This window comes from Thermosediminibacter oceani DSM 16646 (assembly GCF_000144645.1).
In the GTDB taxonomy this organism is placed as follows: Bacteria; Bacillota; Thermosediminibacteria; order Thermosediminibacterales; family Thermosediminibacteraceae; genus Thermosediminibacter; species Thermosediminibacter oceani.
On record NC_014377.1, the window covers coordinates 2,003,541 to 2,017,703 of the forward strand.

11 protein-coding genes are annotated in these 14,163 nt (G+C 49.6%); 3 read left to right on the top strand and 8 right to left on the bottom strand.

Annotated features, from left to right (window positions below; all coding sequences use genetic code 11):
• Positions 1–11: 11 nt before the first annotated feature.
• From TOCE_RS10000 to TOCE_RS10010, 3 genes are all read right to left on the bottom strand, one after another.
• Positions 12–707, bottom strand: a complete 696-nt coding sequence (locus TOCE_RS10000; protein WP_041423934.1) for an anaerobic ribonucleoside-triphosphate reductase activating protein — start codon at positions 705–707, stop codon at positions 12–14.
• Positions 691–2,781: a ribonucleoside triphosphate reductase gene (locus tag TOCE_RS10005; RefSeq protein WP_013276728.1), complete on the bottom strand. Its 2,091-nt coding sequence runs from the start codon at positions 2,779–2,781 to the stop codon at positions 691–693. The genes TOCE_RS10000 and TOCE_RS10005 overlap by 17 nt, the downstream gene beginning before the upstream one ends.
• Before the next feature lie 217 nt (positions 2,782–2,998).
• Positions 2,999–3,724 (bottom strand): protease complex subunit PrcB family protein, encoded by a 726-nt coding sequence (locus TOCE_RS10010; RefSeq protein WP_013276729.1) that lies wholly within the window; start codon positions 3,722–3,724, stop codon positions 2,999–3,001.
• Positions 3,725–3,880: 156 nt separating this feature from the next.
• Here TOCE_RS10010 and TOCE_RS10015 point away from each other — a divergent pair, with 156 nt between their 5' ends.
• Positions 3,881–4,390, top strand: coding sequence for a transcription repressor NadR (locus TOCE_RS10015; protein ID WP_013276730.1), 510 nt, complete (start codon positions 3,881–3,883; stop codon positions 4,388–4,390).
• 55 nt (positions 4,391–4,445) lie between these two features.
• Here the strand turns inward: TOCE_RS10015 and TOCE_RS10020 are convergent, their stop codons facing one another.
• Positions 4,446–5,906 carry an IS1182 family transposase gene (locus tag TOCE_RS10020; RefSeq protein WP_425358463.1) on the bottom strand — a complete coding sequence of 487 codons (1,461 nt, stop codon included), beginning with the start codon at positions 5,904–5,906 and terminating at the stop codon, positions 4,446–4,448.
• A 948-nt stretch (positions 5,907–6,854) separates the two neighbouring features.
• Here TOCE_RS10020 and TOCE_RS10025 point away from each other — a divergent pair.
• A complete protein-coding gene (locus TOCE_RS10025; RefSeq protein ID WP_013276731.1) occupies positions 6,855–7,346 on the top strand; it encodes a hypothetical protein in 492 nt (163 codons plus the stop codon).
• Positions 7,347–7,373: 27 nt separating this feature from the next.
• On the opposite strand, the gene iadA is transcribed toward TOCE_RS10025, so the two are convergent.
• From iadA to zupT, 3 genes are all read right to left on the bottom strand, one after another.
• Complete coding sequence (gene iadA, locus TOCE_RS10030) at positions 7,374–8,549, bottom strand: beta-aspartyl-peptidase (RefSeq protein ID WP_013276732.1); 1,176 nt, start codon at positions 8,547–8,549, stop codon at positions 7,374–7,376.
• A gap of 3 nt (positions 8,550–8,552) precedes the next feature.
• Entirely contained in the window at positions 8,553–10,199 is a 1,647-nt protein-coding gene (locus tag TOCE_RS10035; RefSeq protein WP_013276733.1) for a M20/M25/M40 family metallo-hydrolase, read from the bottom strand.
• 82 nt (positions 10,200–10,281) lie between these two features.
• The gene (gene zupT, locus TOCE_RS10040; protein ID WP_013276734.1) at positions 10,282–11,103 is read right to left on the bottom strand and encodes a zinc transporter ZupT; all 822 of its coding nucleotides are present in this window, start codon (positions 11,101–11,103) and stop codon (positions 10,282–10,284) included.
• A 226-nt stretch (positions 11,104–11,329) separates the two neighbouring features.
• Here zupT and TOCE_RS10045 point away from each other — a divergent pair, with 226 nt between their 5' ends.
• Positions 11,330–12,748, top strand: coding sequence for a sigma-54 interaction domain-containing protein (locus TOCE_RS10045; RefSeq protein ID WP_013276735.1), 1,419 nt, complete (start codon positions 11,330–11,332; stop codon positions 12,746–12,748).
• A 43-nt stretch (positions 12,749–12,791) separates the two neighbouring features.
• On the opposite strand, the gene TOCE_RS10050 is transcribed toward TOCE_RS10045, so the two are convergent.
• Positions 12,792–14,081, bottom strand: coding sequence for a cyclic 2,3-diphosphoglycerate synthase (locus tag TOCE_RS10050; protein ID WP_425358483.1), 1,290 nt, complete (start codon positions 14,079–14,081; stop codon positions 12,792–12,794).
• Between the last annotated feature and the right edge of the window lie 82 nt (positions 14,082–14,163).

Below are 14,163 nucleotides of genomic sequence, written 5' to 3' on the forward strand. Positions count from 1 at the left end.
CCCGACGCCTCCTAATTTCGTATAACCACTTCGCCGAAGCTTTCCCGGAGGCTTTCCTTTATCCTCTCCAGCAGGGCACCGTCACAGGGCTTTTCCCCACAAAACTCCGGGTCCAGCACGCCTTCGGAAAAGCGGTATCCCTGGAGCACGTATCTTTTCGCACCCGAAAGCCACCGGCCGATTGCCTCAAAGTCTTCGGGCGAGTGGATTTTTTCGTGCACCGTGGTCCTGAACTCGTAATCGGCCAAAGAAGCCTTCAAAAGCTCTACGCTTTCCCTAACTCCTTCTATCTGACTTTCATCGGCGGTAAAAATGCCGTAACGTTCCGGACGGGTTTTTATGTCTACGGCGACATAGTCTAGCAAACCTTTATTAAGAAGCTCCTTTAAGACTTCGGGCCTGGAACCGTTGGTATCGAGCTTGACTTTCAATCCTCTTTTTTTAAGCTTTAAGATAAACTCCGGAAGGTCGCTCCACAGCGTAGGCTCACCGCCGGTTATGCATACACCGTCAATTAACTTTTTCCTGCGTTCCAGGTAATCGAAAAAAACGCTTTCCGGTACCTTGCCTTTCGGGCTGCCCGTTACCAGCGGGCCGTTGTGGCAGTACGGGCACCGGAAATTACACCCCGGCAGGAACACGGTACAAGCCACGACGCCCGGGTAATCGGCGGCGGATACCGGCATGAAGTCATATATTAACGGCATATATCCTGTATTCCCTTCTATCGGCAAATTCCGCCTTCTTGCCGTTGTTCCAGCACTGGACGGGCCTGTAGTAGCCCACTATCCGGCTGTAAACCTCGCATTCCCGCACGCAGCTGGGGCATTGGAAGTGCTCCCCGGAGATGTAGCCGTGTTCCCCGCATACCGAGAACGTGGGAGTCACGGTGTAATAAGGCAGGCGGTAATTTTCCGCTATTTTTCTCACCAGGGCCTTGCAGGTGTCTTTGTCCATCTTTTCTCCCAGGAACATGTGGAAAACGGTACCGCCGGTGTACTTGCACTGCAGCTCATCTTGATGGTCCAGGGCGGCGAATACGTCCTCGGTGAAATCCACCGGGAGCTGGGTGGAGTTGGTGTAGTAGGGCTCGTCCTGGCCGCAGGTTATGATCTTTTCGCCGAAAATCTCCCTATCCTTTCTCGCAAGTCTATAGGAAGCACCTTCCGCCGGGGTGGCTTCCAAGTTGTAGAGTTCACCGGTTTCCTCCTGGTAACGGGAAATCCTTTCCCTCATGAAGTCCAGCACTTTAAGCGCGAAGTTCCTGCCCTCCGGGTCCGCGATACCGCACCCCATGAAATTCATCAGGGCTTCGTTCATGCCCACGAGGCCGATGGTGTTGAAATGGTTCTGCCAGTAGGCACCGAACCGCTCGTAGACATCCCTAAGGTAAAATCTGGCGTAGGGGTAAAGCCCTTCCCTCGTCATTCTCTCCAGCACCTTGCGCTTTATCTCCAGGCTTGTCCTGGCAATGTCCATGAGCCGGGAAAGCTTGTCGAAAAATTCGTCTTCGCTCTTTGCTGTGTAACCGATCCTGGGCATGTTTATCGTCACAACGCCTATGGAGCCGGTCAGGGGGTTGGCTCCGAAGAGGCCGCCGCCTCGCTTTCTAAGCTCGCGGTTGTCCAAACGGAGGCGGCAGCACATCGAGCGCACATCTTCAGGCTTCATGTCGCTGTTTATGAAATTGGAAAAATAGGGCAGGCCGTACTTGGCCGTCATCTCCATTATTTTATCGACAACGGGGTTATCCCAGTCGAACTCCTTTGTTATATTATAGGTCGGGATGGGGAAGGTGAAAATCCGGCCGTTGGCATCTCCCTCCATCATTACCTCGGCGAAGGCCATGTTCAGCATGTCCATTTCTTTCTGAAATTCGCCGTAGGTCCTGTCCATTAACTGGCCGCCGATGATGACAGGCTCCCTGGCTATTATCTCCGGCGGTACCAGGTCCAGCGTAATATTTACAAAGGGAGTCTGAAAGCCCACTCTGGTCGGTACGTTCAGGTTGAATATGAATTCCTGCATCGCCTGCTTGACTTCCTTGTAGCTAAGGCCGTCGTAATGAATAAACGGAGCAAGGTAAGTGTCGAAGTTGCTAAGAGCTTGGGCTCCGGCGGCTTCTCCCTGCAGGGTGTAAAAGAAATTAACTATCTGCCCCAGGGCGGACCTGAAGTGCCTGGGCGGTTTGCTGGCAACCTTTCCCTTGACCCCCGTAAAGCCCGAGAGCAAAAGATCCCTCAGGTCCCAGCCGCAGCAGTAAACCGAAAGGAGTCCCAGGTCATGGATGTGAAAATCTCCGCTGATGTGGGCGTTTCTCACCTCTTCGGGGTAGATCTTGCTGAGCCAGTATTTAGAAATGACCGCGCTGGATATGTGGTTGTTGAGGCCCTGCAGCGAGAAGCCCATATTGCTGTTTTCGTTGATCCTCCAGTCGGTCCTGCCTATGTAATTGTCCACCGTATCCTCGATGTCCAGGAAAACTTTGCGGAATTCCCGCATGTCCTGGTGCTGCTTCCTGTACAGTATGTACGCTTTTGCGGTCCTGGCATGGCCGTTTTCGATAAGCACCTTTTCGACTGTATCCTGGACGTTCTCCACCGTGGGCACCGAGCCCCGGTATCTTTTTTCCAGGATTTTTATTACTTCGTCGGTTAGGCGCTGCGCGATGGTCCTGTCGCTGCCGCCTACGGCCCTGGCAGCCTTAAAAATAGCATTTTCTATTTTTTCTCTGTCGAATTTTTGAACCGTCCCATCCCTCTTAATAATTTGAGTCAACATTACGAAAACCTCCAATTTACTGTAAATTACGTCAATATACCTGGCATCATATATATTCTATCGATAGTTAAATGGACAATCAATGCGATAAAAAAGCTAAAAAAGGCGGGAATTTAATACTAGTCCTCAGGTACTTTCCCTGAACTCTTCAAATCACCCCTTGAATTTTTATATAGATTCAAGATGAGACCCCGGCGTCAAGCCGGGGTCCGCATCATCAGGGCATCTTCTTCAGCTCGGTCATCACCCTCTGGTTGTGCTCATTGACGTAGTACATGAATTGGATCCGGTCGTTTTCTTTCAGGTTAAAACTGTCAAACCTGTCCTTAATATCGGGTGATAGCCTGTATACCTGGAAGGTGTCTCCTTCCTTGACTTCGATGGAGTTATTGTCTATCTGGCCGAGAAAAACCGCCTCACCCTTTAAAGCTTTATGACCCTCGGGCTTCTGGGGTTCTTCAGGCTTTTCTACTTTTAGTTCCTCGGTTTTTAATTCCCCGGTTACTTGCCTTTCGTCCACGGGTACGCTAATTAGGACGCTCGGATAAGTTATCACCTGGGTCACCATCTGGTCTTTGGCGGGTGCTTTCACCCGGCCCTGCAAGTAGAGGTCATCCTGCCTGCCGGTAACGGAAAGGACTTCAACGCTGTAACCACCGGTCGGCTTTTCACCGGCGCTTACCAGTATGTATTTTTTACCCTTTCCGTCGAAAGCGTGAAAACCTTCGATCTTCTTCTTTTCATCGTACCACTTCCGGAAGGTTTCATCCTTTAAAAGTTCCTGGAATTCGACCGAATTTTCGGCAATAACCTCAAACTTGATATCGCCCATTACCGGCTCGACCGTCGCCGGCTCCTGAGCTTCTTTCCTGCACCCGGTGATGAGCACGACTGCCATCAGAAGCACGAGGAAATTAATAAATATGACCTTTGTGGTTTTCATAAAAAACATCCCTCCGGGTTTCTCCTGTGTTACTTCATTATATCCCATTTGCCGCAAAAAAATCAAGGTTCAACGTGTACCATCCTCCTTGGAATAATTTATCGGGCAGACAAATTCTGTTATAATTTAATCATCACAAAGTTGGGGTGAGAAAAAATGAATGCCGAAGAGAGAAGAGCAAGAATTGTGGAAATCCTAAAAGCGGAGAGAAAACCGGTTTCCGGCGGTGATCTCGCAAAGATTTTCAACGTGACCAGGCAGGTTATCGTTCAGGATATAGCCATCCTCCGGGCATCGGGTAAAGATATAATAGCCACATCCCAGGGTTACATGATAATGGAGCCCCTGGGCTTCATAACGAAAAAGGTGGCGTGCCGCCACGGCAGGGAGGAAACGCACGAGGAGCTCATGGCTTTCGTGGAATGCGGCTGCAGGGTGGTCGACGTGATAGTGGAACATCCCATATACGGCGAAATCCATGGTATGCTCATGCTCAACAGCTCCGAAGACGTGGAAGATTTTATGAGAAAAATGGAACAGCACAACGCCGCCCTCCTTTCCCAGCTCACCCAGGGGGTGCACCTGCACACGATCCAGGCCATAAACGAGGACTCCATCAAAAAGGCCTGTGAAATCCTGAAAAGAAAGGGAATACTGTTGGAATGAAATGATAACGGGTTGCCCGGATGCGGGCAACCTCAGCTTGTAGACAAAGCCGCTTTTAGGATGCATAACCTAAAAGCGGCTTTTTGTTGAAGGCGAAGAAAATTTTTAAGAAAAACGAATGTAAAGCGGGGACTGTTGGCGGAAACGTTCCCCGTCTTTTCTTCCATAAAGCCAGCTTTTTTAAATTCATGCATGCGAAAAGAAGCGTGAGGTAATGTCCAACTTTCCTCAAGCCTCGTAGATTTGTATAGCGCATGCCATGCTTTTCCTTCGCATCGGCAAATACCCGCTCGATGGTCTGGCCGCGCATTTTGTATAGTTCTTTACCCCATTGGGTGTGTCTTATATCTTCCGCTATTTCTATGTAATGCTCCCATATATGCCGAGTTATGATTTTTGTGTAATTTTTACTTTTGGTGCACTGTAGGCGCATGGGACATTTACAGCATATTTGGGGGTTGCTCCTATATTCCCGGTATCCCGCCCGGTTGGTGGTGCTGTATTCTAATATTTGGTTGTTGGGGCATATGTAACAATCATAATATTCGTCATAGACGTATTCGCGTTTTTTAAAGTAGCCATCTTTGGTCATCGGCCTCTTGTAGGGCATAACGGGAAGCGCTCCTGCCTCAATGATTTCTCTGCATATCCCGGGGGTTTTGTAGCCTGCATCAACCACTACCGCCTCTATTTTAGAAAATTTATCGTTTACTTCTTGAAATAAATCGGAGAATACCTGGCTGTCATGAACATTTCCAGGTGCTATTTTGACACCAAGGACAAAGTTGTTCCGGTCACAGGCTACAGAAGCTGTGTAGGCAAAGCAGCGCTCTTTTTCCCCTTTTTGAAACATCCCACTTTCAGGATCTGTGGTGCTTACCCTGACTTTTTTAGAGCTATTTTCTCCTTTGTTGTTATCGTCATCATCATCTTCTTCTTCAAAGGGCTTTTTACCGTTTGCTTCCCGTTCGGCGTTGATTTCTTTTAAAAGTTCTTTCTTATATTTTTGAGTCCGTTGCTTAGCGACTTTCTCGATATATTTATTCTTATTGGCACTGGCTTTTATGTGAGTAGCATCGATAAATACTGCATCTGTTTTAACAAACCCGCATTCTATTGCTTCCATCAACACCCGCTCGAATATCTTTTCAAATAGATCACTTTCCTTAAACCGCCGTTCATAGTTTTTTCCAAAAGTTGAAAAGTGAGGTATTTTTTCTTGTAATCCATAGCCTAAAAACCAACGGTAAGCTACATTGACTTCTACTTCTCTGATGGTTTGGCGCATGGAGCGGATTCCATACAATGCTTGGAGCATGAGTAGCTTAATTAACACTACCGGGTCAATACTAGGTCTTCCTGTATTTTCGCTATATAGGTCTTTTACTTCATCATAAATGAAATTAAAGTCGATGCTTTCTTCTACTGCCCTAAGGAGATGGTCTTGAGGTACTAAGCTATCGATGCTTACTAATTCTACCTGCTCTATTATTTCTCGATTTTTCTTCGTTAACATTTCATCGCCCCACAATATTTTTGTATCTTCTTTAATTTTACTAAAAAGCTGATGATTTTTGTACTGGCTTTTGCAAAAAAAGACTGTCGACAGTTACTTTGTCGACAGTCTGGGGTTGCCCGGATGCGGGCAACCTTTTTTTCTTCCGCATCGAAATCGCCTGCCCCTAAAAATCCACACAGCAAATATGCAGATATTAATCGGTGCCGATGTCCTCACCATCAAAGACGACCGACGAAGAAATAAAAGGAAAAAAGAAAAAAACCTAGCCTAACTAGCTAGGAGGACTAGTACAAATTAGCTTTTCTGCCTAGTATGATAATACTCTTGCCTTCCTTTTAGAATACCGCTATAATTTAGATAGCAGTGTGGGAGAATTTGCCTCCGCTCCTGGTCTTTGACGCCAGGGAGGAGGAAAATCCAATATGACAATATCCGATTTAATAGAGCTCCTTCAATTAATAGTTGCAATCATCGCGCTAAACAAAGAAAAAAAAATAAGCCTCCTAAAAAGCAACTAGATTAGAAAGACTTTTGCCACCCAATCAAGGAACGTCAAAACCAGGAATCGGAAAAATTCGATTAACCACGCTGCCGATATTCTCCGGTGTTGCCGCACCGGAGAATATCTTTTTTATCACCATTATTATACACCAAAAGAGGTGTTTTTATAAATCATATTATATCAAAAAGAGTAAAATTACAAGCTTTTTTTCAGTAACGTACCAAATTTTACTTATACATACCTATTTTTTCTTAAAAAATCTAATATCTGCTAAATGGGTAAGGAAGAAAATTTATGCTCCATTATTTTATAGAAAATTTTATATCAACTTGCTAAAAATACAAGACATATGAAGCGTCTCCTGATCGGTAAGTTGTTGACATATAGCTGTATATACAGTAGAATATATACAGATATCTTATCGAACGGAGGATGGGATTTACATGAACGCGAAAAACTTGGTAGTGGGCGCACTGCTGACCGCCCTTGCCCTGGTAATTCCCATATCCTTAGGCGGTTACCTGCGCATCTATATTCCGCCCTTTTCGGCAACCCTGGCCTCCCACGTGCCGGTCATGCTGGCCTTTTTAATCAACCCGCTGGTAGCGGTAATGGTCGGCCTCGGATCCACCGCTGGGTTTCTCATAATGATGGGGCCCGTTGTAGCCGCCAGGGCATTCATCCACGTCGTCTTCGGCTATATTGGAGCGAAGCTGGTCCAGCAAGGTACCCCCCTGGAAACGGCGCTTATGATAACGGCGCCGGTACACGCTCTGGGGGAATCCCTAGTAGTTCTCCCCTTCGGTTTTACGCTCTACAATGCCATTGTCCTGGTAGGCGCCGGAACGCTCCTGCACCATCTGGTGGACGGCGCTATTACCGTCGTCCTGGCAAGGACGGTGCTTGCAAGGGCCTTATTCAGGGTGAGAAATTAAGCCTGCACCGTTAAGATGCAGGCTTTTTTATTTTCCCCCCATCGATTTCTCGAAAGTGCCGAAAACCTGTACTTCTCCGTCCCGTACCATCCATCTTCCTTTTGCTATGACGCTTCGAACCTCCAAATTTCCATCCATCACCACCAGGTCCGCGTCGAATCCTTCCCTTATCTCACCTTTACCCTCCAGCCGGTGAATGCCGGCTGGATTTTTCGTCACCGTGGCCAGGGCAATTTCCAGGGGTATGTCGTATTTGAAGACCATAGCCTTCAGGCTCTTTAAAAGGGAGGAAACGTCACCTATGCCAATGCCCACCAGCCTTTTGCAGGAATCAAATACGGGTAAGCTGCCGTTGCCGTCGGAGCTTATGGTGAGGTTCTCGGCCGGTGCACCGGCCTTTAAAGCCTCATAAACGGCCTGGGCTGCGGTAACCCCGTCGTCTTCCAGGATGTCTTCGCCGGCGGTGTAGTCGCAGTAACCTCCCGCCATGGCGAATTCGATAGATTCTTCCATCAGCCTGCGGCACCGGTTAAGGTGGGTGGGCTGGAACTGGGATAACGGTACATCGGTAGATCTGGCTATGCGGAAAAGCGCTTTGAGTCCCCTCGGACCATCGCCCACGTGCAGGTGCAGCTTACCACCTTTTTTGCCTATCATGGCCGCCACCCTGGCTTCACCAGCCAGTCGGGCAAGTTCGGCGGCGGAGGCATGGGAGGAGCGGTGGTCCGATATGGCCACTTCCCCCACCCCCACCACTTTGTCTATAAAGATAAGGTCGGTCTGGATGCTGCCGGTCAGAGTGGGGAGGGGAAACTGGTAGGCGCCGGTGAATATATACGTGGAAATGCCTTCTATCTCAAGGGCTCTGGCTTTGTTGTAGAGCCTTGCCATGGACCTTGTAATACCGTCGGTCCCGAGGCAGCCTATCACCGTTGTTATACCGTTTCTCGTCAGGTCGGAAAGCTTTATTTCCGGCGTCGAGGTCTCCGGGCCTCCTTCGCCGCCTCCGCCCGTTATGTGGACGTGCTGGTCGATAAACCCGGGGCACAAATACGCACCTTCCAGGTGGACCACATCCACCTGAAAAGGGCCCTTTACCTCACAGCTCTTACCCACGTATATGATTTTTCCCGCTTCGATGACTACGTCGCAAATTCCCATATCTTCCGGGGCAAAGACATGAGCATCTTTAATGTGAATCACGGGTTATCCCTCCAGCAATAATTTCACCGTCATCTCCAGGATTTCCGGCATCACCTCGAAGGAATAGGATATGTTAACCCTTTCGGTGAATTTATGGGCGTCCTTACCATAGGGGCCTATGTTGACGACGGGGACGTTTATTTTTTGTATAGACTCGATTGGCAGCGAGTAGATTTCATTCCACCCCGGCATATTGTTAATAAGAGCGCTGATTGCCTCAACTTTTTCCGGAACCGAGAAATAGCTCAGGTCCGAAATATACGGGTAAAACTTCTTTATTTCAAACCTGTAAGGGAATCTTGCGGACGCATGGGCTACAGCCTCGTTTACGGCCTCAAGCAGCTTTCTTTCCTTTTCATTTTCGCCCTTCACGTAAATGTGCGGGTAATACGGCGGAGCGAAAAACAGGATCACAACCGGGTTCTTGTTGGACCAATGCCGGTGCAGTTCCCTCACCACCTGCAGGCTGTATATTCTTTGGTCGGGATTTTGGCGCAGCAACTCCTCCTTAAGTTTTTTGAGAAATTCGTCGATATTGTCGCCCATCTCAGCCCTGACGGCGCTATAAAGCTCCTCGAAGGTCAGCACCTGCACCTCCCACGGCAGTTCCCTGTAAGGCAGACCGGTGGCCAGGCAGTAGCGCCTGTACTCGTCATTGAGCTTATTCAGCACACTCTTGAAGGCTTTTTCGGCCTTGGCTTTCAGTTTGGCCAGCACCTCGTCCGGCTGGCTGCTGTGGGTGGAATAGTTGAAGTAAAGGTATGCTTCGTTCACCGTCTGCACCGAGTACACGGATTTCAAATCCCGCTGGCTCAGGCTTATGGGTGGAACAGAAGCTTCGTTTTCCACTATGTCGCATAGGTCGAAGGCCAGGTCAACTTCCTTTAATATTTCTGCTGCAAGCAGGTTGGCGTCAAGGCCTTCGAAGGCCTGTCCCACGTGGGTCTCCTTGCCGTATATGTAAAAACAGGGCAGTATCTTCCCCACTGTGCCTATATAGATGTACCTCCTGTCGTCGCCGGGAAACCGGGGTGCCATGTAGTCGGTGTTGACGGCGGCCATGTACTCGAGGTCGCGGCTTTCCGCAAGGCGCACTAGCTCATCCACCGCCGAAAGCATACCGGTGGAATTACCCTCTTCGTCGGCCAATGCCAGGAACACCACGTTGCCCTCCAGTTGATGGACATTTTCCGAAAGTTTTTTCATCAGGGCCATATGGGTCGCCACCCCGGCCTTCATGTCGAATATTCCCCTGCCGAACAGCCAGTCCCCGCTCTCCAGATCCTTTAAGGTATCTTCGTCCAGCTCCTTCATCCTGAGGGCCTCTTTCAGCCTTTCCGGATCGGTGGCGTATTCTCTGATATTTCCGTAATCATCCACACCCACGGTGTCTATGTGCCCTATTAGGATCACTGTGTTCCTGGAATAGCCCTTTTCCCCTTTCAGCAGGGCTATCACGTTCTTTCTGCCCAGAGCGTCTTCCTTTAAATCCGACAGCATGAGGTAATCGGGGTGTTTTACGTAATAGTCAAGGCCTTTTAAAAAATCGTAAATCTTTTCGGCCACCCTTATCTCTCCAGGGGTGCCTACTATGCTCTTTATTCCGGTGAGCTCCACGGTGAGCTGCCGGATGAGTTCTCTTTCCAACATTCAATCCCTCCCGGCATAAATAATGTTCTCAACTTTTTACTCACGGCGAAGGCCGCTGTGCGCCATCACAACCCGCAATTCTTCAGGAAGCCAGCAGGAGGCTCGCCGCCATGACCATCATACCCAGCACCAGACCGTACACGGAAAGGTGGTGCTCGCCATATTCCCGGGCTGTAGGCAAGAGCTGGTCAAGAGATATGAAGACCATTATGCCTCCCACGGCGGCGAACACCGCACCAAAGGCCACTTCCGTGAGAAACTTAGAGAGGATCAGGTACCCTGAAAGGGCTCCGAAGGGTTCCGCAAGGCCCGACAGGAACGAATACCAAAATGCCTTCCTCCTGTCTCCGGTAGCGTAATACACAGGGATGGACACGGCTATGCCCTCGGGTATATTGTGTATGGCAACAGCTATGCCGATATAAACGCCCAAGGCCTGACTTTTTAGAGAAGCTATGAACGCAGCCAATCCCTCGGGGAAATTGTGGACGGCTACCGCCATCGCCATTAGCATTCCCATTTTCAAGAGTTTATAGTTGCCGTCGTCACCGGCCGCCGTCCCGGTGCTGCGCACCTTCTCCACGGTATGGACCTCGTGAGGATTTTCGAAGGAAGGCACGAGCTTATCGATGACGGCGATAAGAAAAATGCCCGAGAAAAAGGCCAAGACCGCCACCCAGGGCCCAAATCCTTCCCCGAGACTTTCGACAAGGGTCTCCCGGGCCTGTGGAAAAATTTCGACAAAGGAAACGTATATCATTACCCCGGCGGAAAAACCTAAAGCCGCCGAAAGAAACCTGGTATTGGTGCGCTTTGCAAAAAAAGCTATAGCGCCGCCGATCCCAGTAGACAGACCTGCGAGCAGCGTGAGCAAAAAAGCGAATCCAATGCCGCCTTCCGGCACTTTCCACACCCCCCTTAACCGGTATTTTGAAAAGCGTAGTCTTTATAATTGGTTTTAATCAATTCGATATATTATTGCCAATTTCCTCCGATACTGCGAAAATTTATTCCTACGCGGCAATGCGGGGCGCAAAACCGGCGTTTTCAGCAAAATTTTTTTGCGGTTTTTCTTCACACGGGAGGAATCCCGGATTGCCCGTAGAAAACCTTATATGTGGTGATGGAAAATGAACGAGGTCGAGAAGCGTTTGAAGGAGATTCTCTCCTACAAAACCATAAGGAAGATTTTCGATGCCCTGGACGAAGGCATCATCATCGTCGACCGGGACTACAACATCATTTTCTACAACAATACACTGACCCGCTTCGAAGGCCTGGAATCCAAAAACGTCATAGGGAAAAAGCTTCTCGAAGTATTTCCATCCCTGACTCCCGAAGAAAGTACAATTTATCAGGTTATCGAGACCGGACGGCCTATATTCAACCGCTACCAGCAATACCTGAACTACAAAGGCATGGAGATCAGGACACTAAACACCACGATACCCATCGTCGAAAACGGGCAGGTACTGGGAGCGCTGGAGATTTCCAGGGATGTGTCGGAGGTATATGCCCTTTCCCAGAAGGTGCTGGAACTCCAGCAAAAACTCATAGGCAAGAAGCCCCGGTCCATAAACGTAGGGCTGAAATACTCCTTCGACAGCATAGTTGGCAGCAGTAAAAAGATAAGGGAAATAGTAGAAGTCCTGAAAAAGGTGGCCGGAACCACCTCCTCGGTACTGATATACGGCGAGACCGGCACCGGGAAGGAACTTTTCGCCCAGAGCATACATTCCGAAAGCCCGAGAAAGAACAGGCCTTTCATTGCCCAGAACTGCGCCGCCTTACCCGAAACCCTGCTGGAATCGTTGCTCTTCGGCACCACAAAGGGCAGTTTTACCGGCGCCGAAGACAAACCCGGCCTGTTCGAACAGGCCGACGGCGGCACGCTGCTCCTGGACGAAATCAACTGCATGGGGCTTTCGCTGCAGAGCAAGCTTTTAAGAGTGCTGCAGGAAGGGGTCGTCAGGAGGATAGGGGCGACCTTCGACATCCCCGTGGACGTAAGGATAATAGCCACCACCAACGAAAAACCATCGGAGCTTTTAAAAAGCGGTAGGCTCAGAAGCGACCTTTTCTACAGGCTGAGCGTAATCTACGTAGAGATTCCACCGCTGAGGGAACGCCCGGAAGACATCGAAGAGCTTGTAAGTTTTTTCATAAAAAAGTACAACGCCAAATTCGGCAAGGACGTAAAAGGCGTGGACCGGCAGGTACTGAACATATTCAGGGAATACCCCTGGCCGGGAAACGTGCGGGAGCTGGAACACGTGATCGAGGGCGTGATGAATTACGTGGACGGTGGCTATATCTTGACGGGGGACCTGAAGTACCTCAGTTTCGGAAGTTTTAGGGACTACATAGAGAAAAAGCCCGACCCTGCAATAGGCGTGAAATCCAGGGTGGACGAATACGAAAAAGATTTGATACTCAATGCTTTAAGAAGCACCGGCGGCAACATAACCAGGGCCGCCCAAAAGCTGGGAATAAAAAGGCAGTCGCTGCAGTACCGTATGAAAAAATACGGCATAACAAAAGAGCTTTAAGGCCAAAAAGGGCTGTCCCTTTACGGTGACAGCCCTTTTTCACTTACCGGAACCTCCTGAGCACATCCTCCAGAGTGGGGGTGCCGATTTCCTGCAATTTGTACCTGACCCTTACCGTGGGTTTGTTGAGTTTCGTGATCCTGGAAAGGTCTATGGGTGTCCCAATTATAACCGTGTCACAGTCGGCCCTGTTGATAGTTTCCTCCAGTTCCTTCACCTGTACGTCTCCGTACCCCATGGCCGGCAGGATCACCGAAAGGTGGTTGTATTTGGCGTAGGTATCCTTTATGCTCCCTACGGCGTACGGCCTGGGATCCACTATTTCGGCAGCGCCGTACTTCTTGGCAGCCACGTAACCCGCCCCGTAGGTCATCTCGCCGTGGGTGAGCGTTGGGCCATCCTCCACCACCAGCACTCTCTTGCCCTTGATCTTGGCCGGATCTTCCACAAATATCGGAGAAGCGGCCTCTACCACCTGAGCCCCCGGGTTTACCTCTTCGATACTCCTGCGGACAGCGTCAATTCCCTCGGAAGAAGCAGTGTCAATCTTGTTGATCACCACCACGTCGGCCATCCTGAGGTTGGTCTCTCCCGGGTGATATTTTACTTCATGGCCAGGCCTGTGGGGGTCTACAAGGACAATGTGCAGGTCGGTGTTGTAGAAGGGGAAGTCGTTGTTTCCGCCATCCCACACTATTATGTCGGCTTCCTTCTCCGCCTCCTTTAGGATCACACCGTAATCCACGCCCGCGTACACCACTATGCCCATGTCGATGTGGGGTTCGTATTCTTCCCTTTCTTCTATTGTGCATTTATGGCGGTCCAGGTCTTCGTAGGTGGCGAACCTCTGGCATACCTGCTGGCTGAGGTCTCCGTAAGGCATGGGATGTCTAATTGCTACCACTTTCTTCCCCATATCCTTCAGTATCTGACATACCCTTCTCGTGGTCTGGCTCTTTCCAACACCCGTCCTGACGGCGCAAATCGATACCACTGGTTTCGTGGATTTGATCATGGTGCTCTTCGGCCCCATGAGCCTGAAATCCGCCCCGGCGCTGAGCACCCGGGAAGCCTTGTGCATCACTTCTTCATGGGATACATCGCTGTAAGCAAAAATTACCTGGTCGGCTCCCAGTTCCTTTATCAGCTCTTCCAGCCGGCTTTCGGGATATATGGGAATACCGTCGGGATACAGCCTCCCCGCCAGGTCGGCCGGATATTTCCTTCCCTCGATATTCGGTATCTGGGTGGCCGTGAATGCCACAACTTCGTATAACTCGTTGTCCCTGAAGTAGGTATTGAAAACGTGAAAGTCCCGTCCTGCAGCTCCCATTATTATGGTCCTGATCCGTTTCACCCGCATACCCTCCCTTTATTTTGTGTTTCATACGTCATAAAAAGCAAAAATTGTGCCA

Bases quoted from the DNA above. Each gene is read 5' to 3' on its own strand.
- TOCE_RS10050 (WP_425358483.1), bottom strand. From the start codon at position 14,081: ATGGGAGCTGCAGGACGGGACTTTCACGTTTTCAATACCTACTTCAGG.
- TOCE_RS10005 (WP_013276728.1), bottom strand. From the start codon at position 2,781: ATGTTGACTCAAATTATTAAGAGGGATGGGACGGTTCAAAAATTCGAC.
- TOCE_RS10045 (WP_013276735.1), top strand. From the start codon at position 11,330: ATGAACGAGGTCGAGAAGCGTTTGAAGGAGATTCTCTCCTACAAAACC.
- TOCE_RS10010 (WP_013276729.1), bottom strand. From the start codon at position 3,724: ATGAAAACCACAAAGGTCATATTTATTAATTTCCTCGTGCTTCTGATG.
- TOCE_RS10020 (WP_425358463.1), bottom strand. From the start codon at position 5,906: ATGTTAACGAAGAAAAATCGAGAAATAATAGAGCAGGTAGAATTAGTA.
- TOCE_RS10025 (WP_013276731.1), top strand. From the start codon at position 6,855: ATGAACGCGAAAAACTTGGTAGTGGGCGCACTGCTGACCGCCCTTGCC.
- TOCE_RS10000 (WP_041423934.1), bottom strand. From the start codon at position 707: ATGCCGTTAATATATGACTTCATGCCGGTATCCGCCGCCGATTACCCG.
- TOCE_RS10015 (WP_013276730.1), top strand. From the start codon at position 3,881: ATGAATGCCGAAGAGAGAAGAGCAAGAATTGTGGAAATCCTAAAAGCG.
- TOCE_RS10035 (WP_013276733.1), bottom strand. From the start codon at position 10,199: ATGTTGGAAAGAGAACTCATCCGGCAGCTCACCGTGGAGCTCACCGGA.